Genomic DNA, 25442 nt, shown 5'->3' with positions numbered 1-25442 from the left:
GCCTCGATGCTCGCTTCCTTTCTTGCCGCCGTCTTCGTCGTGCTGTGGTCGACCGGTTTCGTGGTCGCCCGCGCGATCACGCCTTACGCCGATCCCAATCTGTTTCTGCTTGCCCGCTTCAGCGGCACCGCGCTGGTCTTCGCGCTGGCCACGCTGGTCGCGCGCGCAGCCTGGCCGACGGGACGCGACTTCGGCAAGCACCTGGCCGCGGGCGCGCTGCTGCAAGGCGTCTATCTCGGCGCCGGCTACTGGGCCGTCGCGCAAGGTCTGAGCGCCGGCGTGATGGCGCTGCTCGGCGCGCTGCAGCCGCTCGCGACGGCCGCCGTCGCCGCGCCGCTGTTCGGCGAGCGCTTGTCGCGGCGCGGCTGGAGCGGCATGGCGCTCGGCCTCGCCGGCGTCGTGCTGGTGCTCGCGCCGAAACTCGCTGCCGCGACGCCGTCCACGCACGGCAACGCACCCGCGTGGCTGGTCGTGCTGATATCGATCGTCGCAGTGGGGGCGATCACGGCGGGCACGCTGTTCCAGAAGACCTCGCTCGCAAAGGCCGATATTCGCAGCGCGAGCGCCGTGCAGAACGTCGGCGCGGCGATCGTCGCGGGGGTGCTGGCGCTGGCGCTCGGTGAGCATCGCTGGATCGCGTCGCCGACGCTGTGGGCATCGCTCGCGTGGGGCATCGTGATGCTGTCCGGCATCAGCGTCACGTTGCTCGTCTGGATGGTCCGGCGCGGCGATGCGGCGCGCGCGACTGCTCTGCTGTTTCTTGCGCCGCCGCTTGCCGCGCTCGAAGGCTATCTGGGGTTCGGCGAAACGCTGCTGCCAGTGCAGATCGCCGGGTTTGCGGTCGCGCTGACTGGCGTGTTGTTGGCGAGGTCGTGAGGGGCGCCGCGCGCCAGTATTGCCACAAAGCGCTCGTCAGTCGGCCGTATCCGCGCGCGCGGGCATTTTCGCTCGCGCAACCGCGCCCGGTGCTGGCGACCACGCCGGCCGACTCTTGCGCTGCGAATCGACCACGACGATAAAACGCCCCGCCCACGGCATGATCTGCCGGTCGCTTTTCAGCACCCACAGCGATTGGCCGGAATCGACGAGCTGCGCATATCCTGCGTCGAGAATCCCGTAGTGATCGAGAAACGTGTTCAACGATGCGGGAATCCGCACGCAGCCCTTCGAATGACGAATGCCGAGCAGCGATTCGAGCCGCTCGGGGTCGGTCGCGTGCATCTGAAAACGCATCTGCGACATGCCGCCCTTGCCCCAGCCGCGTTCACCCTGCGCCCAGCCGAGGTCGAAGATGCGCATATCGCGCCGTCCGTAGCCGCGAATATGGTTTTCATTCTGCGTGCCCTCGGAGCGGAAATCCATGTTGTCGGGCATATGTTCGAACACGCCGAGCGGCGTGATGAAGTGATCGTACTCGCCGGGCCGTCCCGTGGATACCGGCGATGCGCCGATCATCTGCCAGTTGTCGGCGGGCGCCGGGCGGAAGTAAATCAGGAGCGCCTGCACGTTCGCATTGCGATCGACGAGCACCACGTACTCGCCCGACAGATTGCCAAGCTCGTTCTCATTGAGCGCCGTCTCCAGACGGTCGGCGTACGCGCGCTGCTCCGCGACGGGCAGTCTGAGCCGGCGCGTCACGTCCCGCGCGAATACGTCGCGCAGCAGGAACGCGCGGCGCGGATCGACGACGCCAGCCGCGTCGGGCGCGGCGATGGTGGCGGCGTCGATCGTGGGCAACGGCCGGCCTCGCGCCATTCCATGCGTTGGCCGAATTGGCCAGATTCAGCGTATGCGCCGCTGATGTCGCGGATGCAGGCGACTGAGCGCTACCGGGCGCCGCCATCGCACCGGCACTCGAGACGACGGCTGCGCAAACCCACGCGCAAATCCTCAGGCGGTTCAATCCAGGCTGGCCAGGCCGATCTGGGTATCTCATCGCGTCTTGGAGCAAACATGATTATTATTGATCGCACGCCGGGTCCCTGCGGCGTTCGGCACGACCGATGTTACTCAGCGAAGCGAGGCGTGTCGATGAAAATACCTTCTAACCTGCGAACTCTTCAAAAATGATCGGCTATTTTTCGACAATCGACATGCCAGCGAAAACGCAATTAATACGCAATTAAATCGGTCATCGGAAAATCAAACCCCAAAAGGCATATACGATTTCGTTCGACGAAAGGTAGACCGAAGACGGCGGCACGTGCCGATACTCACGCCGTTTTTCAACCTGCTTGCAATCTGTTTCAAGCCACTTCAATCGCTTTTTCTCTCGCGAGGACGACAACGATCATGGCTCAATCCGATCCAGCCGCGCGCCAGGCCCGCATCGCGACCGAAATGCACGTCGCCGCCGAATTCGACTCAAGCCGCGAAATCGAGCGCCGGGTCGATTTTCTGGCGAACTATCTGCGCAACAGCCACCTGAGAACTTATGTGCTCGGCATTAGCGGCGGCGTCGATTCGACTACGGCCGGGCGTCTCGCGCAACTCGCAGTCGAGCGTTTGCGGGCGAACCATTATGACGCGAGTTTCGTCGCCGTCCGTCTGCCTTACGGCAAACAACGCGATGAAGCGGATGCGCTCGATGCATTACGCTTCATTCGCGCCGACGAAAATCTGACTATCGATATCAAACCCGCAGCCGATGCGATGCTCGAGTCGCTCGATAAAAGCGGCGTGTCGTTCAAGGACGAATCCCAGCGGGATTTCGTGCACGGCAATATCAAGGCGCGCCAGCGGATGATCGCGCAATACGCGGTGGCTGGCGCGCGCTCGGGCGTCGTGATCGGAACGGACCACGCGGCCGAATCGGTGATGGGCTTTTTCACGAAGTTCGGCGACGGCGGCGCCGACGTGCTGCCGCTCGCCGGGCTCAGCAAGCGCCGCGTGCGTGCGGTCGCGAACACGCTCGGCGCGCCCGACGCGTTGGCGCATAAGGTGCCGACCGCCGACCTCGAGATGCTGCGGCCGCTTCGTCCCGACGAAGACGCGTATGGCATCCCATACGACGCGATCGACGATTTTCTCGAAGGCAAGCCGGTCAGCGATACTGTGCGTGACGTGGTCCTGCAGTTTTACAACGCGACGCGTCACAAGCGGGCGCTGCCGTATACGCCGTTCGATTGGCCGACGTCGCCGGATGGGCAATGATGCGCCCGCGAACGGCGCTCTCAAAAGAATAAAGGCGGTGGACATGCGCGCGTCGTCGCGCCTGTCCACCGCCTTCGAAAACAATAGAGCTTACTGCACCATCCGCGGCGCTTACTGCTCGGGCGGCGGTTCGTCGCTGAACAGATCGGCGCTCGCTTCGAGCGGCTGGCCACCCAGGTGCTTGCCGTGAATCTGCCGCGCGATCACGTCGCCGACATACGGCACGCTCGCGTCGAGTTCGACCGTCGCGTAGGCGCTGGGCTTGCCGGCGTCCACCACCTCGACGTGTTTTGCGTAGTGGCCGAGTTCGCGCTTCAGAAATTCCCGCACGTCCTGCTCGCTGCACGATTCGGCGATATTGCGCACGGTCAGGTTCATGTGGCCTACCCTCGCCGCGCCTGGCGGCCCGTCCGTCGGTCAGCGCTTGCGATACGCACCGGTCGCAGCGCGGCACGCTGCTTCGTCTGAGTCGCGCCGAGTGCGCGAAGTGCGACCACGCCGGTCGCGCCGGCCAACCCCATAGCGAGCCATGACAAGTAGAAGGCCATCGTTCAAATCTCCTGTGCGAATTGCATCCTGTTGTCAGGATAGCCCGCTTCGACAGCGAACACACTGTGACGCAGTGTCGTAGGCAATGGCGAAACGTCCCCGTCGATGCACTGTACCTGAATCAGTCGCGCCAATCCTGGGAAAATATCGGCTGCCTCGGCACCTTGCATGCCAGGCCAGCCCCGGCCCGGCACGCAGACCTATCGTCGAAAGCATCGTGCGGGGGACGTGGGCAAAGGCGGACTGATCGCGCCGATCAGTCCGCCGCTTGCACGTTCGCCGCGCTCACCCACCACGCATTCTTACCTTGCGGCAGACGGACCAGCACCGCGGAAGGATCCTCGACGCCGTCATCGGCGATCTGGCATACCGGCAGGCCGTCGGGCAGACGCTTCACTTCGCCAGCGGCCTCGAACAGCGCGATTCGCTGCGCATCCAGCGGGCGCAGTTGCCGATACACGTCAAAGCTGAGCGCCGCGGGCACGTCGCCGCGAATCTCGAGCTCATTGGCGCGCGCGCAATGCGCGGGCGCGACGGCAATCGCGGCGGCGCTGCCGCTCAGGCAGCCGATCGTCAGCGCGACGGCGGCGAGACGGGAATGGGTCATCGTGTTTCTCCGAAAAGAGTGAGGGGCAGCGAACCGTGGTTCCGCGAGGAATGCGCAAGCGTGCGGGCGCGCGGCGCGCTCAACGCTGGCGGGCATGCGCGTCGCCGCGTCGGCTGTCTTCGCTGTCGACGCCATCGTCGTCGCGAGTCGCGAACTCGAGCCGGTTCACGTCGCAGGACGCCTGGCCAAAGCCCGCATACACCGCCGACCAGTTGCCGACGATCACCGCTTGCGCCTGCGCGAGACTCAGCTTGCCTTCGCAGACGCAACGCTTGAGCATCGCCGCCGCGCGTGCCTTGCGGCGCTCGCCCTGCGGGCCGGACCACGGCAATAGATCGAGATTGGCCGGCGCATCGGGCGATCCGCCGAGCATGACCGGCACACGCCGGTCGAGCGCGAACGCGGCGACGTCAACCGCATCGATGCCGCGTGCGGCAAGCATACGATCCTTGTGCGCCATCAGTTCGTCGAACGGCGGCGCGACGGTTTCCGCATAACCGGGGCGGCAAATCGTCTGGCCGATCGACTGCTGGGTCACGCGTTCGTCGAGCACGGCGCTCGGTTGCGCGGCGGCATCTCCGATGCGCAGCACGATCATTGCGCCAACGGTGACGAGCAGCGCACGGTGCGTGATGTGCACGCGAGGGCGAAGGACGCGCGTGCGTCGGAGCCGCGGCGCGTTGGCCGCGTCATTGCTGCTGGTCGTGTCGCGGGAAAGACCGCGCCGATGGGTGTCTGCGATGCCTGCGTTCATTCGTCGGCGCGCCGGCGGCGGCACGCGGTAGTTCAATTCGCAAGGCAATTAAAACACATTCAATATGGATGAGTACAAAAGCCGGACATGAGGGCGCGGCGTTTGCTGGCTCGCGGCAGCCGCCGCGAGCCAGCGCAGACCAACCCAGCACGACGTCGCGATGAGTGATGAGTGGGGGCGCCCCGCCGCCTCTACTTCGCCACCCGCGCCTGCAGCGCGCGGATCCGCCCGAGCGCCTGCGCGTTCGACACCGTCTCTTCGTACATCTTTGCGAGGTCGGCTTTCAGCGCGGTGCGCGAACCGCCATCGAGATACACCATATGCCCCGATGGATAGAACCGTGCCGACAGGTTCTGCCGCACCTGCTGACTGACCAGCGGCATCTGCTGCAGATCGAGCACGGTCTGATAGAACGGCGTGACAAAATCGAAAAAGCCGTTCGCCGACAGCACCTTGAGGTCGGGATTGAGCGCCATCACGGCGGCAAGGTCGCCGGCCGTGTACAGAATGATGTTGCCTGTCGAGTCGAGACCCTTCTGCGCGCCGGTTGGATCGATATGGCCGAAATCCCAGTACTTGAACGCCTGATCGTTGAGGTCGGTGAACGACGAGTTCGACGTGTACTTCAACTGCTCGTTCAGATAGACGTTCCACATCGTCGTGTAGACGCCGGTGACCGCTGTCATCGTCGGATCGTTGCCGCCGGAGTTCGGGTCGATCTTGCCGGCGATGCCGGTGTCGATCGCCGTTACCCGGCCGTCGTAGGCGCCGAGCGCGAGGCCTTGCGGCTTCAGCAACGTGGTCAGGAACAGCGAATTGCCGCGGCTGTCGTAGCCCGCGATGTCGAGGCTCCACGCGAGCAGCGTCGTTTTGTCGATGCCGGTGTATTCGCTGAGTTTTTCGGTGGTCGCGGAATCTGTGGTCGGGAACTTGCGCAGCGCGGCCAGGTAGTCGGTGCGCGCGAACTGCGCGACCTCCTCGGCGAACGCGCCGAGATCGGTCGGCCGCGGCGCAACGCCGAGCTTCTTGTGATACCACGCGTCAGCGGCTGCCGTGGGCAGCGCGCCGACCGGATTGCCCGATTGCGTGTAATCGAGAATCGACGATTGCAGCGTAATGCCGTTCAGATCGACCCCATCCTCGTGCAGCCGGTACGCGAGCACGCAGCTACGCGCCGTGCCGTAGGACTCGCCGAATAGATACTTCGGCGAATTCCAGCGGTTGTTCTTCGTCAGGAAACGCTTGATGAATTGCTTGATCGAATCCGCGTCCTGATCGACGCCCCAGAAGTCGCGATTCTTCTTCGGCGCGATCGCCGCCGAATAGCCGGTGCCGACCGGATTGATGAACACCAGGTCGCTCTTGTCGAGCAGACTGTCCGGATTGTCTTCGAGTGAATAAGGCGCAGGCGGCGTGAACCCCGGCATCGAGGTCTTGATGCGGCGCGGCGCGAACGAGCCGAGCAGCACGAATACCGACGACGACCCCGGCCCGCCGTTATAGAAAAACGTGACCGGCCGCGTTTCTTCCTTCTGATTGTCCTGCGTGAACGCGACGTAGAACATCCTTGCCGACGGTTGCGAGCTGCTCGGATCGACGATCACCAGATGGCCCGCGGTCGCCGTGTAGTCGATCTTGTGACCGCCGATCGTCACCGAATGATGCGTGATCGCGGCCGTCTCGACTGTATCGGTAACCGAATCGTCCGGGCCGTTGCCATACGCGACCGGGTCGAAGAGCGGCTGGTCGCCGGCCTTGTGCGGCGCGCTCGTGGCGGTGGACGCGCCTGCCGAGGCCGTGGCATGCGTGTTGTGCGGCGAATGCTGGCTACCGGAAGCTGATTCTGTATTCGTCATGATCGCTCCAAGGGTTCGTTTTACTTGCCATGCGTCCTCGTTCTTACGTCTCGTTGTTGTGTTATGCGCTGTGTTGCAGACTATAGTGCGCCCGCCACCTTCCCGCCATTGGGGCTGCCTAGTCCCGTGCAGGCGTCCCACCCCTTCGACGCCGCGAAGCTGCCGTTGTTGCCCTGCGTGATGTCATTGCAGGCGCCCGGCGCCTTGTACAGCTTAGCGTTGACGAAGCCGGCCGGCTGTCCCTTCGCCGCGTTGATGCGCGCGATCAGCGCCGCCCACAGCGGCGCGACCGCGCTGGTGCCCCCCACCACCGTTTGCATTCCGTCGACCAGCACGTCGTAGCCGGTCAACGGCGAGGCATCGCCCGCGACATCCGGCACCCCGCGCCCGCCGAGCGGCTGGCTGCCGCCGCCCGTCGACGTGGCCGACAAGCCCTGCTGCCACGCCGGGACCGGAAACGCGGTGCTCACGCCGCCGCCGCTGGCCCCGCCCTGCTCGCCGTCGTTCCACACGACCTCGCGGGTGATCGCCGAACCGGACGAGCTGAGGTGCGTGCCGCCGCAGGCGAGCACGTACGGGCTCGACGCCGGGAAGTCGACCGCGTCGCCGCCGCCCGAGCCGTCGCTCGACCCGCTGTCGCCCGAGGCCGCGCAGATGGTCACGCCGAGCGCCGCCGCCGATTGCAGTACGCTGTTGAGCGCCTGCATCGACTGGCTGGTCCACACTGATTCCGGCGCCCCCCAACTGATCGAGATCACCGACGGCTTGTTAGTTGTGTCGTGCACCGCGCGGCTCACCGCGTCGATGAAGCCGGCGTCGCTGTTCTGCGTGAAGTACACGGCGATGGCCGCGCCCGGCACAATTGCGCCGACGATCTCGATGTCGAGCGTGACCTCGCCGTCCGGCCCGTTCGGATCGCCGCTCGGCTTGTTGCCAGCCTGATCGACGCCGACCGGGGTCACGGTCGGCTCGCTGACACCGAGGCTCGAGAAATAGGTCTTGAGGTCCGACGTGTTGTAGCCGCCGCCGAGCTCGATGATGCCGACGCACTGACCGCCGCCGTCGCCTTGCGGAAACTGGTAGAGCGAGGCGAGCTGCGGCGGCGAGTACGACGTCTGCCCGGCGCGCGCCGGCACGAACGGCGGCCGGATGCGAAAGTGCGGACGCGCCTGCGGCCGGTTGTCGAGTCCGAGCACCGCCTCCACGACGCCATGCAGATCGTCCGGCACGCTGATCGTGCCGGCGCGGCCACGGAACTGACCGGCCGCGTGATGCTGGTAGAGCTCGAGCTTGACCTCGAACGCGCTCTGGAATTGCGCGATCGTGCCGCTCAGCAGCACCGAGCGCGCCGCCGGATCCTCGCGCGCGACGGTGAGCCCATGCGCGGCCGCGAAGGCGCGGACCTTCGCGATGTCATCGGGCGCGGCGCCGTAGTCCTGGGCGAGCGCCTCGCGCGACAGCGGCTTCACGCTCGCGTCGCCGGCTTCGATGCGTTTCATCAAGGCGTCGAACTGCGCCTGCTGCTGGCGGCGCAGCATCAGGAAGACCTCGATCCGCTCGGCGGGATCGCATTGCCCGATGACCGTCGTGCCCTGCGCGACCTTTCGCTCGCTGCCCGGCAATGGATGCTTGGTGACCATAGTATCGACTCTCCTGTTAGCGTGGCTTCGCACGCGGTCATGCACGACCGCGCGGCCCGGCGGCGGCCAGGCACGCCACGCGCCTGCATGAAGCGCATCGTGGCGATACGCGGCAGGGGTTGTTCAAGAACTTCATCCAAGCGTCCGACCAAAGCATTCGAACACAGTTCCGGCCAGCGCGACAGTTGTCCGCATGGCCAGCGTCTAATGCGCGGCGTGGATGCGACACGCTATGATGCTGAAGCGGCATTCCCGCCGTTTCATTGCCGCGCGCGCCGCCTGCGCGCACGATCGAGAAATCAGAGGAACTCATGTCAATTTCGATGTATCAAGCATCACTGCCTGTGCTGATTCGCGGCCTCACGAACCTGCAGGCCATCCTGGGCAAGGCCGAAGCGCACGCGGCCGCAAAGCAGATCGAACCGTCGGTGTTCACGAATGCCCGGCTCGCGCCGGACATGCTGCCGTTCGTGCGCCAGGTGTATATCGCGAGCGATACCGCGAAGGGTTGCGCGGCGCGCCTCGCCGGCGTTGAGCCGCCGAAGTTCGACGACGTCGAGCAAACTTTCGATGAACTGCAGGCCCGTATCCAGAAAACGATCGATTACCTGAAGGAATTCAACGCGGCGCAGATCGACGGTTCGGAAAGCCGCACCATCACGCTGAAAATGCGGACGGGTCCGATCGAGTTCACCGGAGCGTCATATCTGTTCGGTTTCGTGCTGCCGAACTTCTATTTCCACGTGACGACCGCGTATGACATCCTGCGTCATAACGGTGTCGAGCTCGGTAAGCTCGACTATCTGGGCGGGATGCAGCAGTAAACGGAGCAGGCGGGTCGTCGATCGCGCGGCCGCCCTCACGCGTGCAGGCGCGGCTGGAATGCGATCACCGCCATGCCGGCCAGCGTCAGCGCGACGCCTGCCGCGTCCCACAGCGTGGGCCGCACCTCGTCCACGACCCACAGCCACGCAATCGCGACCGCCACGTACACGCCGCCGTAGGCCGCATACACGCGGCCCGCTGCGGTGCCATGCAGCGTCAGCAGCCACGCGAACAGCGCGAGGCTTGCCGCGCCTGGCAGCAACAGCCACGCGGAGCCGCCCTCCTTTAGCCAGCGCCACGGCAGGTAACAGCCGAGAATCTCGGCGACAGCGGTCACGACATACAGCAGGAAGGTTTTCATCGATGAGCGTGAGAAGGTGGTTGTGTCGCCGCGCGTGCGCGCGGCCGGCCGCGCTATCGGCTTTATTAACACAATCACCTGGCACCGCGGCCTTTGCATCGGCTGTATGCGCACGCGCGACGAATGCAAAGGCTGGAAAAAAATGAAGGACAAGCATCGCACGAAAATTATCGAGGACCGGCCGCGGCGCGAGCGCAAGCTGAAGAAGTGAGCGGCCGGCGTCGCCGGTCGGTCGCTCCCGCAAACTCACGCCTGCGCCGAGTTTCAATCCAGCGAAAGCCGCAGCGCGAAGCCGATCAACGCAGCCGAGAAGGTCCACCGTTGTACCGTCTGCGCCAAAGGATGGACGCGCATCCAGTTGGCGATGCGCGCAGCGCCGATCGCATACAACGCGTCGAAGCATGCGCCGATCACGAGCAGCACGACACCAAGCTCGATCATCTGCCACGCTACCGGCCCCGCTTCCGGCCGCACGAATTGCGGCAACAGCACCGAGCAGAACAGTAGCGCCTTCGGGTTGAGCAGGTTCGTCAGCAGACCTTTGACGAACGCGGTCCGCAACGGCCGCACCGCATTGCCCGCAACGCTCGAAGCAGTGGATTCCACTCGCGGCGCGCCGGCCGCTTGCTTGTCGCGCGACCCGGCCGGCAATGCGAACCCGGGCGAGCGGAAGATTTGAATCCCCACCCACGCGAGATAGACGGCGCCAGCATAGCGCACCGCGTCGTACAGCCACGGCGCGTTGCGCAGCAGCGCCGCCATGCCGCACGCCGACAGCGTCACGTGCGTCGCGCGCGAGACGCCAAGCCCCGCCGCGGCCGCGAAGCCGCTGCGCACGCCGCGCGCGATGCTGGTTTGCAGGATCAGCGCCATGTCCGGCCCAGGCACCGCATAAACGACAATCAATGCCGCCACGTAGACGGCCAGCAGGTGAGCGGAAATCATCGGAGCCTCCTTGTTGTTCGAGGCTCCATGTTGCTATCGGATGCGGAGCGTTTGCTGGCGATTTTCAGTCCTCTGCATTCAAAAAATAGCGGAATGCGCTAATATTTCGACATCTGGCGACGCCTTCCACCACCCTGCAGCCCCCTCCCGACATGTCCACGGACGATCTCGACAAAACCGATCGCGCGATTCTCGCCGCGCTGCAAAACGACGGCCGCATGTCGAATGCGCGTCTCGCCGAGATGGTCGGCCTCAGCGAGACGCCTTGCGCGCGGCGTCTGAAACGTCTGGAGAACGATGGTTACATCGACCGCTACCGCGCGGTGCTGTCGCGCGCCGGGCTCGGTCTGGGCGTGATCGCGTTCGTGCTCGTGCGCTTCGCGGTGCACGACCGCGTGGTGGCCACGCGCTTCGAGCGCGAGGTGCAGGCGATCCCGCGTATCCTGTCGTGCCACAACGTGTCGGGCAGCGCCGACTACATCCTGCAGATCGTCGCGCGCGACCTCGACGACTACGGCACGTTCATGCGCGACGAACTGCGCGGCCTGCCGGGTGTGACGTCGGTGGAATCGGCCTTATCGTTGCGCGAGGTGAAAGCGTTTGGCGGTCTGCCGCTGTCCTGAGCGCGAACGTGGCATAGTCACCCCTTTAGTCCCCTTTTGAAGCGGCATGAGCCGTTCCGACGCAACCCGACGACCCCGGAGTTCTCATGGATCACGACAAGGCGCGAGCCGAAGAAACCGCCGCAATGGAACGCGTGTTGATCGCCACGAAGCGGGTGCAGACCGCGTTCGCGTCGCTGCAATCGCAATTCCCGCCGGCAGGCAGCGGCAAACCCTCGCAATTTGCGTTGCAGACTTTCGACGCCGCGCTGCAGGAACTCGAAGACGCACAAGCCGCGTTCGACGAACTGCTCGGCGATCTGCTCGACGGCAATCGTTGAGCGCTAGCGAGCGTCTGGCCGGCGCCCCGCTCGCCAGCCGGCTTGCACGCTTCGCGCCGCCGCATACGCCTTAACGCGCGTCCGTCTCCACCACCGGCTCGCAGAGAATCGGGAAAATTGACGGAGTTCGCGACGTAGCACTTCTGATGCGCGACGTGATGCAGATGCGTGGCCAGTTCGACATCGCCGCTCGCGCGGATCGTCACGCGCGGGCGCAGCACGATCTGCGAAAAGCGGCCTTCCTGCGCGGTATCGAGCATCGTGCCTTCGGCGTCGTCGCGATAGTCGAGCACGACGATGCCCGCCTCCGAGCACAGATGCAGATACCACAGCTTGTGACACGCGCTCGCCGACGCGACCAGCAGGTCCTCGGGATTCCAGCGCGTCGCGTCGCCGAGAAACGCCGGATCCGACGAGCCCGGAATGTCGGGCTTGCCACCGGAAGAAATCACGTGATCGCGGTCGTAGTCGCGGTAGCCGGAGGTGCCGCTGCCGCGGTTGCCGGTCCATTTCACCGATACGTGGTACTTGTGCTCGCCGCGCGCCATTCGCTTCCCCTTTGGTCGGATCGAACCTGCATTCTATCCGCGCCACACTAGCGCGGCGGCGCCGCCGCGGCCGGTCACGTTCGGCGCGCGTGGGTCGGGATTCATATAGAGCGCCGTGCCGTTCGCGCGCATGTTGTTGAGCGCGGCGCCCGAGCCGGTCGCGCCACCAGAGCCGAGCCCATACGAGCCGCCCGCCGACATGCCGGGCCCCGGCATGGTACTCGGACTGACGCCGGTACCGATGCCCGTCGCGCCGCCGACAGCCGCATTGCCGCTGCCCCCGCTGGTCCCCGCGTTCGTGCCCGCATGAGTGCCGTTTTGGCTGCCGCCAGGATTGCCCGGTTGCTGGGCCTCTACCGTTGCAGCGGCCCCCACCGTCAACAGCGCCGCAAGCAACGCCGACCACACGATCCCACCTGTTGCTGTCTTCATAGCTAGCCTCCAACCGCATCGATCCGCCGAGCACGATATCTATTCTGAGCCGATCGCGCGACCGATGCAGCGGCGCCGCTCCCGCCCGCGCCCACGGCGTGTCCGTGCGCGTTATGATCGATCGTTACGCCCGAACGGCCGATCGCGCACGATGGAGCACGCCTACATCCACCTTTTGCATATGCTCGCCGGCCACTCGACGTGGATGCTCGCGGTCGTTTTCCTCGCCGCTTTTTTCGAAGCGATCGCGGTCATCGGCACCTTCGTCCCCGGCAGCACCGCGATGTTCGTCGCCGGCGCGCTGACGGGCACCGGCTCGCTGAGCCTTGCCTGGGTCTTCGTGTGGGCCATCGTCGGCGCGGTCGCCGGCGACGGCGCCAGCTTCTGGCTCGGCGATCGCTACAGGGAGCGCATCGTCACTCTGTGGCCGTTCCGCGCACACCCCGGCGTACTCGACGCGGGCCAGCGCTTCTTTCTGAAACATGGCGCGAAGAGCGTCGTGCTCGCCCGCTTCATCGGCCCGCTGCGGGCGATCGTGCCGGTCGTCGCGGGCATGATGGGCATGCGGCCGCTGCGCTTCCTCTCGATCAACGTGCTCTCCGCGCTGCTGTGGGCGCCCGCGCACATCCTGCCCGGCGTCGTGTTCGGGGCGTCGGTGCTGCTCGCTGGGGCGGTGTCGTTCCGGCTCGTCGTGATCATCGCGATGCTGGCGTGCATCGTGTGGCTCAGCTTTCGCGGCGCTGGGTTTCTGGTGTCGCACGCGAATGCGTGGTCGAGCGCGGCAGGCCGTCATCTCGGCGGCTGGGCCTGCCGCCATCCGGGTCCGCTCGGCCGCATCGCGCGCCGCATGCTCGACCCCGACACGCCCGATGCGACCCACCTGCTCGCGACGTCGCTGATCGTGCTGGTGGCCGGCGCGCTTTTCTTCGGGGTCCTTGACGACGTCGTCAGCGGCGATCCGCTGACGACCATCGACCTGTCCGTTTATCACTTTCTGCAATCGATACGCACGCCGTGGGGCGACACGGTGCTCGCGGCGCTCGCGACGCTCGGCAGCGGCATCACACTGTTCGCGCTGGTCGTCACGGTTGCCCTGTGGATGGTGTGGGAGCGGCGCTGGCGCACGATCGGCTACTGGCTCGCGGCGGTCGTGTTTTCGCAGCTGCTGATTCTCGGCCTGCAACTCGCGATGCGCCGCGCCCCGCCCAACGAACTCATGAGTGGCCACTTCGTGTTTCCGAGCAATCACGTCGCCGCGACGGTGATCGTCTACGGCTTTCTCGCGTTTCTGCTCGCGCGCCGGATCGGCAAGCTCGGAGGTGTGCTGGTTGCCGCCGCCAGCATCATCGTCGTGATCGTGGTCGCGCTCGCGGGCGTCTACTTCGGCCACTACTGGGTGTCCGACGCGATCGGCGGCGCGGCGCTCGCGTGTGTGTGGGTCGCGCTGGTTGCGCTGACGGCGATCTGGAGGCATCCGCGGCCGCCGCCGCCGCGCCGTTTCATGCCGCTCGTGGTGCTCGCGGTCGTAGCGCTCAGTGTCGGCCTGCAGCTCGGCGTCGCAATGCCGACGCCGCCGGACAGCGCGCCGCAACCACCCCCCGTGCAGTTCACGCAGACGCAGTGGAAGCTCTCCGGGGTGGAAGCGGCTGCCGTGCTTTCGCTCCGACATGGGCGGCGATCAAAAGGAGCCGCTGACGCTGCAATGGGTCTCCGAGCCCGCTTCGATACGCGAGCGGTTGCGCGCGCAGGGCTGGGTCGAGGGCACCGACGTGTCCGCGCACAGCCTGCTGTCGCTTGCTTCGCCCGACGTCGCGGCGGTGTCGCTGCCGGTGCTGCCGAAGCTGAACAATGGCGTGCCGTCGTCGCTGGTCTTCATGCGACCGGGCAATTCGCGCGAGGAACGCTACGTGCTTCGTTTCTGGCCGAGCGGCTACGCGGTCGACAACGGCACCTCCGCGGCGCCGCTTTGGGTCGGCGCATTCGCGCACGAGCGGCTGACGCGGCCGTCCTGGCCGCTGAACATTCTGCGCATCGATCACGACGCGAGCCCGTTCGACGCGCCCAACAGGTCGGGCGCCGAGCTCGGCGCGACGGTCCTCGCGGAGGTCGATTGTCACGGCGTGCCGGTGTCGCTGCTGGTCTCGCCGAGGCAATGAGCTGCACATCCAGGCAACTTCAGGCATCTCAGGCATCCCCAACTCAACGATTCGATAAAGGAGAAAACCGTGGGCCGCGTTTCGACCGAACAACTCGATGACTACGCAGTGACGTTCGAACGCGACGGCATGGTCGTTCTGCGCCAGCATTTCCCGAAGACGACGCTGCTCGCATCGCGCGACGGCCGCCTGCCGTTGCGTGCGATCACGATGGAACTCGCGTGAGCGAACTCGACAATGCAAGCGCGCCGGAGCAATACCGGAAATTCGCCTATTGAAGAAAGCATTCAGTCGCCGCATTGGCCGCGCAACGAATTGTCACGAAAGCGAATCGCCAATTGACGCGCAATTGCCATAACGGAAATGACTGAGGCGAACGCGGGGATACACCGGGTCGAGAACGACAATCGATTTGACATTTAAGCCTTCGTTGCGCAAATGCAACGACACACCGGCATTATCCCCACTTCCCCCCGCTATTTGCACCGATAGCGCTCCTAATTCATTTATCCACTCACGCAATCCGTAATCGCACTGGCAGAATGAGCAGAACGCCAGATAGCGGGAACCGGCACGCGCCGCCATTTCCGCAATGAAACAGGGCGGCCGCGATTTTTTACCCAATTGCACGCATTAACCCTATCGTCTCTTTGCGACCTGAACTCGTAGTCCACCAGGAGCTTAGTGTGCGGAATCGATCGATGTCTCGCGTGAAGAAAGACCGCCAGTCCGCCGTTCGCAGCCTCTGCTCGCGTGTTTCCCGATTATCTTCAAGTCCGCTTTCCGGCTCGGTTTCCAGCTCGCTTTCCAGGCTTCTCCCGCGGTTATCGCTTTGCATGACTGCGCTGGTGCTCGGCAGCTACTCCGCGTATAGCGTCGCCGGCGTTTCCGTATTGCGTCCGCCGCGCGAAGCGCTATCGAGCAGTCCACTCGAAGTGACGATCGTCTATGCCGGCGATCAACCCGGCGGCACCGAAGTCGACGTGCCGGCGCAATTGAATATCGCGATCAGCAATACCGACGTGGTACCGCATCGGCTCGCGCTCACGCGCGAAAGCGGCGCACCCGAGCATCTGAAGCTCGCCGCCGGCGAACTGAAGGCAGTGCGCTATACCGGCACGTGGCCCGAATGGGCGCGCGGCGCGATGCAGATCGACGTGCCGGATCTCGACGTGTCGCCATCGTACGTGCTGCTGACGCGTCCGCCGCGCTCCGGCAAGGACGCGGCGCTCGCGTCGGCCGGGAGCGCCAATGGAGCAACGGCGGCGGGCACCGCGAGCGGCGCACCGTCGTCGACGAGCCTGATCGCGTCGTCGCCCGCGCCATCACGACCAAATGCGCCCGTGCCGCAAATCAACACTTTCCTGAGCCGCTTCTCCGCCTTCGAACCGATGTATTTCGCCGATGGCGGCGGTAGCGAGTCCCTCGCGAAATTCCAGCTCAGCTTCAAGTTCCGCCTCGTCGTTCCGGACGACCCGCGCTCGCGTGGTTTCGCGGACAACCTGTACTTCGCCTATACGCAAACCTCGCTGTGGGATATCAAGAAGTACTCGGCGCCGTTCCGCGACACCAGCTATATGCCGGCACTCTTTTATTACCTCGAAGACACCGGCTGGAAGAGCACGTGGTGGAGCAGAATGGGCGTGATGGCCGGCTACGAACACGAATCGAATGGACGCGACGGTCCGGAATCGCGCGGCGTCGACTATGTGTTCCTCAAGCCGATCTGGGATTTCGGCGACATCCACAGCTACCATCTGACCATCGAGCCGAAGATTTATTACTATACGCACATCGCCGGCGAGAACCACGACATCGCCGACTACCGCGGCTATGTGGACCTGCGGTTCATCTACGGTAGCCCAGACGGCGCGCAATTGGACACGACGCTGCGCAAAGGAACGCAAGGCGGCAAAGGCAGCGTCGATACGCAGTTCACCTATCCATTGGCGAAGCTGATCAATAGCCGCTGGGGCGGTTACCTGTGGCTCGGCTTCTTCAGCGGTTATGGCGAGGACATGCTCGACTACAACCAGCATCGCTGGATCGCGCGAATCGGCTATAGCATCACACGCTAATCCGGAATTCGCCTGGCATGCAAGCAAAGGGCCGCCGAGCGGCCCTTTTCCATTCGATGACGGCCCACGACGCGCCGTAATACATCGAAAGTTCTGCCGTAATCCTTTCAGAAGTTTGCCCAAAGCCGCCCCCCACCCGGCGGGCAACCCGTCATGGATCGCTCGTGAATGCTGTGTGCACGAACAGACGGGCATATCGGTGTGGATTTCTCTAGAGTTGAAGGGTCACCGGTCCAACCGGCTGGCCACGCCGCGCGCTGACTTTTCCAGCGTCTAATCAAAACCACGGAAAAACCAATGAAAACCGCTCTCCTTAAAGACGTGTCGCCTGTTTCAAACGAGCCAACTGGACTTCTTTTGCATCGGAATAGTGCACCGCTTGCGCTCAAGCACGAAATTCACCCGGAACAGATCCGGGATAGCCTGCCGGCCAGTCAGGGGGGAGTCGGCTTTCTGTTCCACGCGACCGATTGGGAAACCCTTTCATTTTCTTTTCACAACGTTCGCGAACGAAGCGAATCGTTCGAAGAGGAGTTGTGGAAAACCAGGCCTTTCATCGCATCGCCGATCTATTCGGGCGCGCAGGTGATCGGCGCGAATATCGCCTGCCCGGTGCCGCTCGAAATGTGGCTCGGCAGCCCGCGCGGCATCAAGCGCTTTCGCGAGACGCAATTCTTTCCGGCGCTCGAGCTCGCCCGAAAGGCGGGCTTGAACATGGTCGCGATGGGCGCGTCGACGCCCTACGCGTGCAACTACGGCGCGCTGCCCCGGCCGGTCAAGCCGCCTCACATCACGACGGGTCACGCGGCGACCGCGGCGATGCTGAAGGACTGGGCGATCCATTGCTGCGAACAGCTCGACCTCGAGCTCGGCAACACGAAGCTCGCGCTGTTCGGCGCGGCCGGCCGGCTCGGCACGACGGTCGCGAAGTATCTGCTCTACAAGGATGCGCCGAAGGAGCTGGTGCTGATCGATCTGCCCGACAAGATCAACCTGCTGATCGATCAGGCGAACGAGCTGCTCGCGTCGGACCTGCTCGGCAAATCGAAAGTATCGGTGCATACGTTCAGCCCGGACACGCCGCTGCCGGACTTCGACGGCGCGATTCTCGCGAGCAGCACGAGCGTGCCTTACCTGAGCGCCGCCGATCTCAAACGCGCGCAATTCTGGATCGACGACTCGCATCCGCGCGCGGCAAGCGTCGAAGCGGAACTCGCTTCTCGCGGTCATACGCTCTATATTGAATGCTTCGCGCGCGGGCCCGCCGGACTCGACACCGCGTTCCCGTTCAGGCTGCCATCCACCCGCGACTGCTATACCTGCTTCGCCGAAGGCTATTCGGCATGGCAGGAAGGTATCGCCTCCGATTTCATCATTGGCAGCCCGCCCGTGTGGTCGGTCTCTTATACTCATGGTCTCCTGAAGAAGTATGGCTTTTCGGTCGGGCCGTTTCACGGCAAGAACGGCGATTCGCTCGCCGAAGGCGTCGAATCACAGCAATTCAATACGCATGAAATGATGGGTTCCTAATGAACTCGGAGGCCTGATGGCGATACCGCGCGAAAGCATGCGGGATATGCTGGAACGAAGCAGGTTCGCAATTCGATGGGGAGGCGCACTCGGCCTCCTGTGTCACCCCATCTATTACGTCGTCTGGACCTACATTCTTCCGCAGCCTTACGACAACCTGCTGCTGCGGCTCAGCGCGGCGGCCGTCTGCGTTCCCCTGCTGTTCCAGGCGCGCTGGCCGAGGCGCTACAACCCCGCGCTGCTGATCTACTGGCATTGCTGTCTGATTTACGTGCTGCCGTTCGTCTGCACGTTCCTGACCGTCAGAAACGGTTTCTCCACGATGTGGATGATGACCGAGGTCATGATGATCTTCATTCTGGCGCTGTGTATCGACAACCCCCTGCTGCTGATAACCTGCATCGGTATTGGCGTGTTTTCCGGCGGGCTCGCCGGCGTGTGGAGCGCGCCGACGCCGGTCGTTCTCAGCGCGCAGGACAAGTCCAATCTCGCGTTGCTGCCGGTGGTCGTGCTGTGCAGCATGGCGTTCAGTCATGCGATCAGCAAGGGACGCATCTTCGTCGAAAAGAACCGCGCGTTGCAGGCGCTCGCGGGGTCCATCGCGCACGAGATGCGCAATCCGCTGAGCCAGTTGCGGCACGTGCTCGACCGCGTCGAGGAAGCGCTGCCCGCGGCGACCGAAGCGGGCGCGGCGCCGACGCTGACCGACGGCACGGCCTCGCTGATGTACAACCACCTCGCGCAGGGGCAATTGTCGATCGAGCGCGGCCTGCGCATCATCGCGATGACACTCGACGAAGTCGCCGCGAAATCGATCCGCCCGGATAGTCTCAGCTACCTCCACGCAGGCGCGACCACGCGCAAGGCGCTCGACGAATACGGCTTCGACAACGACAAGGAACGCGCGAAGGTGAGCGTCGTCGTCAGGCGCGACTTCGTGTTCAAGGTCGACGAGACGGTTTATCTGTTCACGTTGTTCAACCTGATCAAGAACGCGCTGCATCACATCGTCGCGTATCCGCAGGCGACGCTCACATTGACCGTCGACCGCGACGCGGTGATCGTACGCGATACCGGCCCCGGCATCGCGCCGGAGATCCTGCAGCATCTGTTCGAGCCGTTTCGCACGGCCGGCAACTCGGGCGGCACCGGGCTCGGGCTCGCGTACTGCCAGCGCGCGATGCGCGCGTTCGGCGGCAGCATCGACTGCGAATCGGGACTCGGCAAGTTCACCGCGTTCACGCTGCGCTTTCCACCGGTAGCGGCCGACGAGGTCGAGGAGCACGAGCGGCGCCTGTTCGAACGCGCGATGCCGGCGTTCAAGGGCAAGCGCGTGCTCGTCGTCGACGACGACGACACGCTGCGCGCCCGCACCCGCCGCGTGCTGACGAAGGCCGGCGCCTATGTCAGCGAGGCGTCGGGCGGCGAGCTTGCGCTCGCCACGTTGCGGCGCGCGCCGCTCTACGACCTCGTGTTGATGGACATCAGCATGCCCGCGATGGACGGCTACACGACGACCGAGCGCATCCGCGCCGACAGAGACTGCCCGAACCGCAACGTGCTGATCGCCGCCTATACCGCCGAAACGGGCAACGCGGTGCGACTGCGCGCGCGGCGCGCCGGCATGGACGAGATCATCAGCAAGACGTCGAGTGTGCAGGAGCTGCTCACCGCGTTGCAGACCCTCTTCGACAACGGTGCGCATCGTCAGCCGGGCGAACTGCCCGATGTCTTCGCCGGCAGAACCTTTGTGATCGCCGACGACGACACCTACAGCCGGCTTGTCGCGAAGGCGTATCTGGAGCGCTGCGGCGCGAGCGTCGTCGAGGCCGACCACGGTCAGGCGGTGCTGACCAAATTGCACGAAGACGGCTTCATCGACGCGATCCTGATGGACGTGAACATGCCGGGCATGAACGGCATCGAGACGACGAAGTCGATTCGCGCGCGCACCGATGCCTACGCGACGCTGCCTATCGTTGCGCTGACCAGTCACACCGATGCCGAAGCGGTGCAGGCCTGCGTTGCCGCCGGGATGAACGAGGTGTTGATCAAGCCGGTGCAGGCCGGCTCGCTGTACGCATGTCTCGCGCGGCAGTTCGGCACACGCGGCGCGCTGGTTGCGGACGCTCCACAACGAATCACGGAAACCGCGGGCGGAGCCGCGCAAACGGATTTTGCGGCGACGCCGGTGGCATTGCCCCCCACTGCGAACGCGCCCGCGGCCGCCACCATCGCTGAAGAAAGCCTGCTCGACGAAGCGCACCTCAAGGAACTGGTCTCGCTCGATCTGCTTGACGAATCGTTCCTGAACGGCATCGAACAGATTCGCTCGCTCGTCGTGCGCCTCGCAGGCAACAGCGCGGCCGCCGATATCAAGGCGACGCACGCGAGCTTGCATGCGTTGCTTGGCGTCAGCGGCAACATCGGCGCGAAGGCACTGCATCGCTACGCGCGGCAGATCTATCCACGCGTGATCGCCGGTGAGTGGCCAGTGGAAACCGACTGGCACGCCCAGATCCGCGCGTTGAGCGCGCGCTCGACCCACGCCTTGCAGCGGTATTACGCGTCGGCGAAAGGCCGGCGCGATCATCGCGACGCACTGAGCGATTGAGAGGGCGGCCTCGGTCGCCCTCTTTGCAGCATTGAGTCAGAACTTGTGCAGCACGCCGACCGCAACAGCGAGCTGGTTCGCGCCGGTCTTCACGGTCGTCGTCGCGACCGAAGTCGCCCACCCCGTCGCACTCAGCGCGGCCTTCGAGCTGTTGATCACATACGTGATGTCGGTGTACAGCGCCGTGCGCTTCGACAGCCAGTAGTCCGCGTTGACACCGGTGCTCAATGCGTGCGCGTCGACCTGGCGATACGCGTGGTAGTAAGTCGCGGCTGCGAGGTCCAGCGCCGGCGCCACCCTGTAGCGCACGCCCGCGAACGCCATCGACTGCGGCGGCGATGCGGCGAGCGTCGACCGGACGTCGTTCAGCAGCAATTCGTAGCCGCCGTACAGCGTCGCCTTGCCGATCTGATACGAACCGCCGGCCACGTAGCGGCGCTCGCTGTCGCCCGATGACGCGATGGCCGAGCCTTGCCGCTGCTCGTACACGAACGTCAGATTCAGCGGCCCCTGCACATAGCGTCCGCCGATGTCGTACTGCTTGCCGACGCGGAACGAGCCCGCCACCGGCACGTTGTAGGTGACTGCGTCATAGCCGAGGCTGTAGAGCGCATTCAGCTCGAATGGTCCCACATGGCCGAGATACGACACCGCGTTATCCGCGCGACCGACGAACTGCGCGTCCTGCGCGGAAAGGCCGTAACTCGAATAACCGAGCGGGTCGAGCGCGAGGAAGTAGCGATACATCGGCGTCATCTGCCGGCCGAGCATCATCGCGCCGTAGCGGTCCGATTCGAGTCCGACGAACGCCTGCCGGCCGAACAGCCGCCCTCCTTGCTGCAGGGCACCGGTGTTCATCGACATGCCCGATTCGAGCGTGAAAATCGCCCGCAGTCCGCCGCCGAGATCTTCCCTGCCCGTAAAACCCCACCGCGAATTCAGCCGGTTGCCGGTGCCGAGAGCGACCTGCGTGCCCGACGATCCCTGCGACGTGACAGCGTGAGTCACGTATGTCACCCCCGAGTCGACGATGCCATACAGCGTGACCGACGACTGCGCATGCGCAGCGCCGCTGATGCCGATACCAATACCACATGCAAAAAGGACCTTCGACGGCCTGGCGAGAGGCTTGTGCTTCACCATGTGTCTCCTGCTGGAAAGTGAGTTGTTTTGTGATGCGGATTAGTTATCGTTCGACCTCTGTCGTCGCGGTAGCCGGCGCGGGGCCGCGTCGGCTACCGGAGAATCGGTCATTCGCGTGCGATGTGCGGGTTGACGAAGAACATCGCGATGACCGCGATAGCGGGTCCGATCGCGAGTGTGAGGAGCGCGAGCATGAACGAATGGCTCGCGCCATACAGCGAGCCGACCACCATCGGCGACACCGCGCTGCCGGACTGCCAGATAGCATTGGTCCAGCCGGCGCTCGCGCCCGCGAGACGCTTGCCCGATGCGTCGCTGACCTGAGCCATCAGCACCGGCAGATAGCCGAACGAGAACGCACCGAGAATCGGCGCGACCAGATAGAACTGATGCACCGTCGAGCAGTAGCCGAACACCAGCAGCGCGATCGCGAAGGCGATCAGGCAGCCGATCGACATCATCCGCCGCGACACACCAGGCAGGTCGGAGATCCAGCCGAGCGTCGGCTTCGCGATCACCGCGCCAATGCCGAACGAGGCGACGATCGATCCGGCGACGATCGGCGCAATGCCGTATTGGCGCGTCATCAGTGCGTTGCCCCATGCACCGAAGCCGACGGTCGCCCACAACCCGCCGCATCCCGCGATCGACAGCGCGATCAGGTTACGGTTGCGCAACAGGCCCAGCATTTCCTGAAGGCTGTTGCGCGCGGGCTTCGCTTCGTTCGAAGGCCGGTTCTTCAGCAGCAGCAACGTGACGATGCCCCACGCGAACGTGACGATGCCGAGCATATGGAATGCGTTCGACCAGCCGTGCCGCGCGGAAAACGACGGCACGACCGCATTCGCGATCACGACGGCGAGCGACGTCGCGGTCGTGTAGAGGCCCATTGCGCGGCCACGGTCGCGCGTGAACCATGCGGGAATGATCTTCATGCCGGCCGAGTAGTCGGCGCCCGCCGCGAAACCCATCGCGGCCTGAATCACGATGCCGAATGCGAGCGAATGCGTATAGCCGAACGTGAACGTGAGCACGCCGAGCGGCAGCAGCGCAAGCGTGAGCATCGCGCGACCGCCGAGCAGATCGGTCAGCATGCCGCCAACCACGTTCGCGATCACATAACCCGCGTAAAACGCGGTGACGAACGCACCGAGCATCGACACGCCGATGCCGAGCGACGCGCCGACCGGCGCGGCCACCGTACTCCACGCGACGCGGACCACATAGCTGAGCAGAAACGCGGCCCAGACGATGAACAGCGCGACCCAGCGATACGGGCTCGTGTCGGCGCTACTCGCCGCCCCCGCCCCGTTCGCGGTCCAGACGCTCGCGGGCATACCCTCCGACGACGCCAGATTCTTCTCCATGACTCCTCCGATGCCGGGCGTGCCAGCGGCCGCCCGTTTTCTTTCTGATAGATGGCGCCTACCGCGCCTGGCGGCCGGGCCGGCGATTACGGTTACAGATCGAGCACGAGCACCCTCGACTTCGCGCGTGAACAGCACGGCAGGAACTGATCGTTGCGGGCCTGCTCTTCTGGCGACAGGAACAGGTCGCGGTGGTCAGGTTCGCCTTCGAGCACCCGCGTGACGCAGGTGCCGCAAATGCCCTGTTCGCACGACACCGGCACGTCGACGCCCGCCGCCGCGAGCGCCTGGGTGACCGTGCAATCGGCCGCAATCGACACGACGCGGCCCGAGCGCGCGAGCCGCACGTCGAACGACGCGCCATCACCCGACGGCTGCGCCGCCGCGAAGTATTCGTAATGCAGACGATCGTCACTCCAGCCGAGCGAGCGCGCCGTGTCGAGCACCGCGTTCATGAAGCCCTGCGGACCGCACACATATAGATGCCGGTCCGCGCCGGCGTCCGTCAGCAGTGCGTTCAGATCGAGCATGCCGTGCGCGTCGTCGAAGTGGTATTGCACGTTGTCCGCCCACGACGACGCGGCGATTCGCTCGACGAACGCCGCACGGCTCTTCGAGCGCGCGCAGTAATGCATTTCGAACGCCGCGCCCATTGCCGCCAGCTGCTCCGCCATGCAGAGAATCGGCGTCACGCCAATGCCGCCCGCGAGCAATAGCGGCTTCGCGTCATGCCGGGCGAGCGGAAAGTGATTGCGTGGCACGCCGATGCGAATCGCGTCGCCTTCGCTCACCGCGTCGTGCATGCTCTGCGATCCGCCGCGCGAATCGGCGGCGCGCAACACCGCGATCTGATACCGGTGACGCTCGCGAGACGCGTTGCACAGCGAGTACTGCCGCACCGGCCCGCCGGGCACATAGACGTCGATGTGCGCGCCCGCCTCGAACGGCGGCAGGTCGCGGCCGTCGATGTCGACGAACTCGAAGCCGGCAATCCCGTCGGCTTCGTCGCGTCTTGCGGCGACACGCACCATCAGCGTGGAATCGGTCATGTTCATGCCACCTCCTCCGCTCACATCGCCGACAGGCCGCCGTCGACCATCAGTGTCGTGCCGGTTATGTACGAAGCCTCGTCGCTCGCGAACCACAGGATTGGCCATGCAATCTCTTCGGGCGACGCCCAACGGCCGATCAACGACGTGTCCTGGCGTTGCGTCTTCAGCACTTCGACGCTTTTGCCCGATGCAATGGCCCGGTTCATGTGGAATTCGGTCAGCGTCGAACCCGGGCACACCGCGTTCACGCGCACGCCGTTCGCGGTCTCCTCGAACGCGAGTGTGCGGGTCATCGCGAGCATGCCGGCCTTGGTCGCGTCGTACAGGCCCATGCCCTTGCGGCCGGTCACCGCGTAGCACGACGACACGTTGACGATGCTTGCGCGGCCCGCGCGACGCAGGAACGGCAGCGCTGCCCTGCAATAGTTGGATGTGCCGACCAGATTGACCGACACCATCGCCTGCCACTCGGCCGGCGTCGCGTCGGCGAGCGCGCTGTAGTTGCGCATCGCCGCGTTGTTCACCAGCACGTCGAGCCGGCCGAACGAATCGGCGGCGAGTTGCGCCGCGCGCACCGCATCGGCGTCGTGCGACACGTCGGCCGCGAACGTCTCGACACGCGCGGATGGATCAGCCGCCTTCAGTTCCTCGGCGACGCGCGTGAGCGCCTCCGGGTTCGCATCGACGAGCACCACCGCGGCGCCCTCCGCGCAGAACACGTGCGCGGTCGCGGCACCGATGCCGCCTCCGCCGCCGGTGATCAGCGCGACCTTGTCCTCGAGTCTTTTACGTTGCTGCATTGCATGCCGGCGCGCAGCCGGCCTCCTTTTGCGGAATGGGCAGAAGGTCCAGTCGGACCAGACGACGACACGCGGGGCCGGACCAGAGT

At 64.9% G+C, this 25442-nt stretch carries 23 protein-coding genes and 3 pseudogenes; 11 read left to right on the top strand and 15 right to left on the bottom strand.

Annotated elements, in window-relative coordinates; translation table 11 throughout:
• Nucleotides 1-6 precede the first annotated feature (6 nt).
• Complete coding sequence (locus OKW41_RS09550) at nucleotides 7-876, top strand: DMT family transporter (RefSeq protein ID WP_429573376.1); 870 nt, start codon at nucleotides 7-9, stop codon at nucleotides 874-876.
• 36 nt (nucleotides 877-912) lie between these two features.
• On the opposite strand, the pseudogene OKW41_RS09545 reads toward OKW41_RS09550, so the two are convergent.
• Nucleotides 913-1843: pseudogene (locus OKW41_RS09545) on the bottom strand (L,D-transpeptidase).
• A gap of 449 nt (nucleotides 1844-2292) precedes the next feature.
• On the opposite strand from OKW41_RS09545, the gene nadE reads away from it, so the two are divergent.
• On the top strand, nucleotides 2293-3153 hold the full coding sequence (gene nadE / locus OKW41_RS09540) for an ammonia-dependent NAD(+) synthetase (RefSeq protein WP_429572301.1): 861 nt from the start codon (nucleotides 2293-2295) through the stop codon (nucleotides 3151-3153).
• A 111-nt stretch (nucleotides 3154-3264) separates the two neighbouring features.
• Here nadE and OKW41_RS09535 read toward each other — a convergent pair whose 3' ends face one another.
• The 5 genes from OKW41_RS09535 to OKW41_RS09515 all read right to left on the bottom strand — a co-directional run bounded on the left by OKW41_RS09535 (nucleotide 3265) and on the right by OKW41_RS09515 (nucleotide 8559).
• On the bottom strand, nucleotides 3265-3531 hold the full coding sequence (locus tag OKW41_RS09535; protein ID WP_429446553.1) for an RNA-binding protein: 267 nt from the start codon (nucleotides 3529-3531) through the stop codon (nucleotides 3265-3267).
• Nucleotides 3532-3958: 427 nt separating this feature from the next.
• Nucleotides 3959-4309, bottom strand: coding sequence for a hypothetical protein (locus tag OKW41_RS09530; RefSeq protein ID WP_429446552.1), 351 nt, complete (start codon nucleotides 4307-4309; stop codon nucleotides 3959-3961).
• Nucleotides 4310-4388: 79 nt separating this feature from the next.
• Nucleotides 4389-5063, bottom strand: a complete 675-nt coding sequence (locus OKW41_RS09525) for a hypothetical protein (RefSeq protein WP_429572300.1) — start codon at nucleotides 5061-5063, stop codon at nucleotides 4389-4391.
• A gap of 191 nt (nucleotides 5064-5254) precedes the next feature.
• Complete coding sequence (locus OKW41_RS09520) at nucleotides 5255-6919, bottom strand: S10 family peptidase (protein WP_429572299.1); 1665 nt, start codon at nucleotides 6917-6919, stop codon at nucleotides 5255-5257.
• Nucleotides 6920-6999: 80 nt separating this feature from the next.
• Complete coding sequence (locus OKW41_RS09515; RefSeq protein WP_429572298.1) at nucleotides 7000-8559, bottom strand: S53 family peptidase; 1560 nt, start codon at nucleotides 8557-8559, stop codon at nucleotides 7000-7002.
• A gap of 311 nt (nucleotides 8560-8870) precedes the next feature.
• Between OKW41_RS09515 and OKW41_RS09510 the strand changes: the two genes are divergently transcribed.
• A complete protein-coding gene (locus OKW41_RS09510; protein ID WP_429572297.1) occupies nucleotides 8871-9383 on the top strand; it encodes a DUF1993 domain-containing protein in 513 nt (170 codons plus the stop codon).
• A 35-nt stretch (nucleotides 9384-9418) separates the two neighbouring features.
• Here OKW41_RS09510 and OKW41_RS09505 read toward each other — a convergent pair whose 3' ends face one another.
• Complete coding sequence (locus OKW41_RS09505) at nucleotides 9419-9745, bottom strand: YnfA family protein (RefSeq protein ID WP_018425027.1); 327 nt, start codon at nucleotides 9743-9745, stop codon at nucleotides 9419-9421.
• 55 nt (nucleotides 9746-9800) lie between these two features.
• On the opposite strand from OKW41_RS09505, the gene OKW41_RS09500 reads away from it, so the two are divergent.
• Nucleotides 9801-9956, top strand: coding sequence for a DUF1289 domain-containing protein (locus OKW41_RS09500; protein WP_429446974.1), 156 nt, complete (start codon nucleotides 9801-9803; stop codon nucleotides 9954-9956).
• 53 nt (nucleotides 9957-10009) lie between these two features.
• Here OKW41_RS09500 and OKW41_RS09495 read toward each other — a convergent pair whose 3' ends face one another.
• Nucleotides 10010-10690, bottom strand: a complete 681-nt coding sequence (locus OKW41_RS09495; protein ID WP_429446543.1) for a LysE family translocator — start codon at nucleotides 10688-10690, stop codon at nucleotides 10010-10012.
• Between the two features lie 152 nt (nucleotides 10691-10842).
• Between OKW41_RS09495 and OKW41_RS09490 the strand changes: the two genes are divergently transcribed.
• Both OKW41_RS09490 and OKW41_RS09485 read left to right on the top strand, forming a co-directional pair.
• The gene (locus OKW41_RS09490; RefSeq protein WP_018425024.1) at nucleotides 10843-11313 is read left to right on the top strand and encodes an Lrp/AsnC family transcriptional regulator; all 471 of its coding nucleotides are present in this window, start codon (nucleotides 10843-10845) and stop codon (nucleotides 11311-11313) included.
• Between the two features lie 86 nt (nucleotides 11314-11399).
• Nucleotides 11400-11633, top strand: coding sequence for a hypothetical protein (locus tag OKW41_RS09485; protein WP_429446541.1), 234 nt, complete (start codon nucleotides 11400-11402; stop codon nucleotides 11631-11633).
• Nucleotides 11634-11703: 70 nt separating this feature from the next.
• Here OKW41_RS09485 and OKW41_RS09480 read toward each other — a convergent pair.
• Nucleotides 11704-12181 (bottom strand): annotated as a pseudogene (locus OKW41_RS09480) (OsmC family protein).
• Between the two features lie 33 nt (nucleotides 12182-12214).
• A complete protein-coding gene (locus OKW41_RS09475; protein WP_429572296.1) occupies nucleotides 12215-12613 on the bottom strand; it encodes a hypothetical protein in 399 nt (132 codons plus the stop codon).
• Between the two features lie 151 nt (nucleotides 12614-12764).
• On the opposite strand from OKW41_RS09475, the pseudogene OKW41_RS09470 reads away from it, so the two are divergent.
• Nucleotides 12765-14769, top strand: a pseudogene (locus OKW41_RS09470) (VTT domain-containing protein).
• Between the two features lie 69 nt (nucleotides 14770-14838).
• Entirely contained in the window at nucleotides 14839-14994 is a 156-nt protein-coding gene (locus OKW41_RS09465) for a hypothetical protein (RefSeq protein WP_429572295.1), read from the top strand.
• A gap of 93 nt (nucleotides 14995-15087) precedes the next feature.
• On the opposite strand, the gene OKW41_RS09460 is transcribed toward OKW41_RS09465, so the two are convergent.
• Nucleotides 15088-15399, bottom strand: a complete 312-nt coding sequence (locus OKW41_RS09460) for a hypothetical protein (RefSeq protein ID WP_429446535.1) — start codon at nucleotides 15397-15399, stop codon at nucleotides 15088-15090.
• Nucleotides 15400-15605: 206 nt separating this feature from the next.
• Between OKW41_RS09460 and OKW41_RS09455 the strand changes: the two genes are divergently transcribed.
• The 3 genes from OKW41_RS09455 (at nucleotide 15606) to OKW41_RS09445 (ending at nucleotide 20991) form a co-directional block, all read left to right on the top strand.
• Complete coding sequence (locus tag OKW41_RS09455; RefSeq protein WP_429572294.1) at nucleotides 15606-16847, top strand: phospholipase A; 1242 nt, start codon at nucleotides 15606-15608, stop codon at nucleotides 16845-16847.
• A 297-nt stretch (nucleotides 16848-17144) separates the two neighbouring features.
• Nucleotides 17145-18377, top strand: a complete 1233-nt coding sequence (locus OKW41_RS09450) for a hypothetical protein (protein ID WP_429446531.1) — start codon at nucleotides 17145-17147, stop codon at nucleotides 18375-18377.
• A gap of 16 nt (nucleotides 18378-18393) precedes the next feature.
• Nucleotides 18394-20991: an ATP-binding response regulator gene (locus OKW41_RS09445; protein WP_429572293.1), complete on the top strand. Its 2598-nt coding sequence runs from the start codon at nucleotides 18394-18396 to the stop codon at nucleotides 20989-20991.
• Nucleotides 20992-21027: 36 nt separating this feature from the next.
• Here OKW41_RS09445 and OKW41_RS09440 read toward each other — a convergent pair whose 3' ends face one another.
• The 4 genes from OKW41_RS09440 to OKW41_RS09425 form a co-directional block, all read right to left on the bottom strand.
• Nucleotides 21028-22134 carry a porin gene (locus OKW41_RS09440; protein ID WP_429572292.1) on the bottom strand — a complete coding sequence of 369 codons (1107 nt, stop codon included), beginning with the start codon at nucleotides 22132-22134 and terminating at the stop codon, nucleotides 21028-21030.
• A 107-nt stretch (nucleotides 22135-22241) separates the two neighbouring features.
• Entirely contained in the window at nucleotides 22242-23501 is a 1260-nt protein-coding gene (locus tag OKW41_RS09435; protein WP_429572291.1) for an MFS transporter, read from the bottom strand.
• Between the two features lie 92 nt (nucleotides 23502-23593).
• Nucleotides 23594-24556 carry a PDR/VanB family oxidoreductase gene (locus OKW41_RS09430; RefSeq protein ID WP_429572290.1) on the bottom strand — a complete coding sequence of 321 codons (963 nt, stop codon included), beginning with the start codon at nucleotides 24554-24556 and terminating at the stop codon, nucleotides 23594-23596.
• Between the two features lie 14 nt (nucleotides 24557-24570).
• Nucleotides 24571-25353, bottom strand: a complete 783-nt coding sequence (locus tag OKW41_RS09425) for an SDR family NAD(P)-dependent oxidoreductase (RefSeq protein WP_429572289.1) — start codon at nucleotides 25351-25353, stop codon at nucleotides 24571-24573.
• Nucleotides 25354-25442 lie beyond the last annotated feature (89 nt).

The organism is Paraburkholderia sp. UCT70 (genome assembly GCF_050434085.1).
GTDB classification, from domain to species: Bacteria; Pseudomonadota; Gammaproteobacteria; order Burkholderiales; family Burkholderiaceae; genus Paraburkholderia; species Paraburkholderia tuberum.
Note: the sequence above shows the minus strand (reverse complement) of the source record. Positions and strands in the feature narration are given on the sequence as shown.